Below are 2,489 nucleotides of genomic sequence, written 5' to 3'. Positions count from 1 at the left end.
CACCAGGAACATGATGCCGACGGTGGCGAAGAGCGTCAGCGTGTAGAACTCGCCGAACGGAATCGCCCGCTCCTTAAGGTACGGACGCGCGTAGACGAAAATCATCGCTGTGATCAGCAGCGAGAACACCTTCAGCACTTCCGAAACGCCGTCACGGATGAACATGCCGCCGAAGGCGCTGACCGACGAGGCCGGCTGCCCGCTGACGACGAGGTACGCGCCAACCAGCAGGACGAGGATGGAGAGCCAGTGAACCGCGCCCTTCTGGCCCGGCTTGAGGTAAGCATCCAGAAGAAGCAGCACGCAGGCTGCGACCACGAGATAAATCTCGGGGAGCAGGATCAGGATGTCGTTGATACTCGGCATGGATAGTTCCCGCTCAGACTTTGGTAATGGCCAGCTGCTCGACAATCCGAGCAACCGACGCATCCATCAGGTGGACCAGCGGCTCCGGCCAGATGCCGAAGAGCAGCACACCGGCGGCGAACGCGCTCAGCATGAAGATTTCGCGACCGTTGACGTCCTTCAGTTCCGCGACGTGCGAATTCGTGACCTTGCCCCAGAGCACGCGCTTCACCATCCACAACGTGTAGGCAGCGCCGATGATCAGGGTGAACGCGGCGAACAGCGCGATCCACGGGTTGGCACTGAACGCGGCCAGGATGACCATGAACTCGCCGACGAAACCGCTCGTGCCCGGCAGGCCGCTATTGGCCATGGCGAACAACACGTAGAACGGGGCGAAGATCGGCATCACGTTGATGACACCGCCGTAGTCCTTGATCTGACGCGTATGCATGCGGTCGTACAGGACGCCAATGCAGCTGAACATCGCGCCGGAGATGAAGCCGTGCGAGATCATCTGGACCATCGCACCCTGCATGCCCAGGCGAGCGGCATCCGGGTTATTCGTCTCACGCACCAGGATGAAGGCGATGAAGATACCCAGGGTCACGAAACCCATGTGCGCGATGGACGAGTACGCCACCAGCTTCTTCATGTCCTGCTGAACGAGGGCGATGTAGCCGATGTAGCAGACCGCGATCAGGCTGAGTACGACAATGAGCCACTCATAATGCTGCGAGGCATCCGGCGCGATCGGCAGGCTGAAACGGATGAATCCGTAGCCACCGATCTTCAGCATCACCGCCGCCAGCACCACCGAACCACCGGTAGGCGCCTCCACGTGGGCATCCGGTAGCCAGGTGTGCACCGGCACCATCGGGACCTTGATCGCGAAGCCCAGCAGGAAGGCGAAGAACAGCCAGCTCTGCTCGGTGAGCGTCAGATGCACGGCAGCCATGTCCGAGATGGCGAAGCTGCCGCCGGTCTTGTGCCACAGGTAAAGCAGGCCGACCAGCATGAAGATCGAGCCGAAGAACGTGTAGATGAAGAACTTCAGCGTCGCGTAGACACGGCGCGGACCACCCCAGATACCGATGATGATGAACATCGGGATCAGCATGGCTTCGAAGAACACGTAGAACAGCATCGCGTCCGTCGCGCAGAACACGCCGATCATGGCGCCTTCGAGCAGCAGCATGGCGGCCATGTACTGGTGCGGCTTGTTCTGGATCACTTCCCATGCGCCCACGATCACGAGGATCTGGGTGAACGTGGTGAGGATGATCAGGGCAACCGAGATACCGTCGACGGCGAGCGAGTAGTTGATGCCGAGGGAGGGAATCCAGCTCAACGATTCGTTGAGCTGCATCGTACCCGTGGTGGCGTCATAGGCAGGGATGAGGGCCAGGCTGGCGGCGAACGTGGCGACCGCGACCAGGAGCGATATCCAGCGGGCAAGGCCGGGGCGTCCGGTACCGGCGAGCAGCACCGGAATGGCGCCGACGACCGGGAGCCAGATCAGCAGGCTGAGCAAGTGATTCGACATAGAGCTCGTTTCCCTTATTGCCCGATCAGCCAGTACCCGCCCAAGAGCAGGATGAGGCCGAGGATCATGGCGAACACGTAGTGGAAGAGGAATCCGGATTGCAGGCGGCGGACGCCACCGGCGATGCGCTGCACAAGGTTGGCCGAGCCGTTGACGATGGCACCGTCGATGATGGCGGTATCGCCCACCTTCGACAGGCCTTCGCCGAGCTTCACACCACCCTTCGCAAACACCGCGAAGTAGAGTTCATCGATCCAGTACTTGTGGTCGAGCAGGTTGTAGACCGGCATCAGCGCGTTCTTGATCTTGTCGGCGATGGACGGCTTGAACAGGTAGATGACAGTGGCGACGAGGAAGYCCGCCAGCGCCAGCAGGAACGGCAACTGGATGAAGCCGTGGAGACCCATGGCGATGGCGCCGTGGAACTCATGCCCGACTTCGGCGAGCACGTTGTTCGCCTCGTCTACATGGATAGCCTTGCCGAACCAGTCACCGAACAGCATCGGGCCGACGGTGAGACCACCGATGATGATCGACGGAATGGCAAGCAGGACCAGCGGAACGGTAACGACCCACGGCGACTCGTGCGGTGCATGCT

Annotated in this window: 1 protein-coding gene and 2 pseudogenes; all 3 read right to left on the bottom strand. The window is 61.1% G+C overall.

Annotation, left to right across the window (positions count from 1 at the left end):
• A pseudogene (locus tag AC1DT2_RS20580) lies at positions 1–366 on the bottom strand (NADH:ubiquinone oxidoreductase subunit N); the annotation flags it as partial.
• A gap of 13 nt (positions 367–379) precedes the next feature.
• Positions 380–1,891 (bottom strand): NADH-quinone oxidoreductase subunit M, encoded by a 1,512-nt coding sequence (locus tag AC1DT2_RS20575; protein WP_213948275.1) that lies wholly within the window; start codon positions 1,889–1,891, stop codon positions 380–382.
• Positions 1,892–1,905: 14 nt separating this feature from the next.
• Positions 1,906–2,489 (bottom strand): annotated as a pseudogene (locus AC1DT2_RS20570) (NADH-quinone oxidoreductase subunit L); the annotation flags it as partial.

It is taken from the genome of Luteibacter sp. P4_E6, assembly GCF_056401535.1.
Note: the sequence above shows the minus strand (reverse complement) of the source record. Positions and strands in the feature narration are given on the sequence as shown.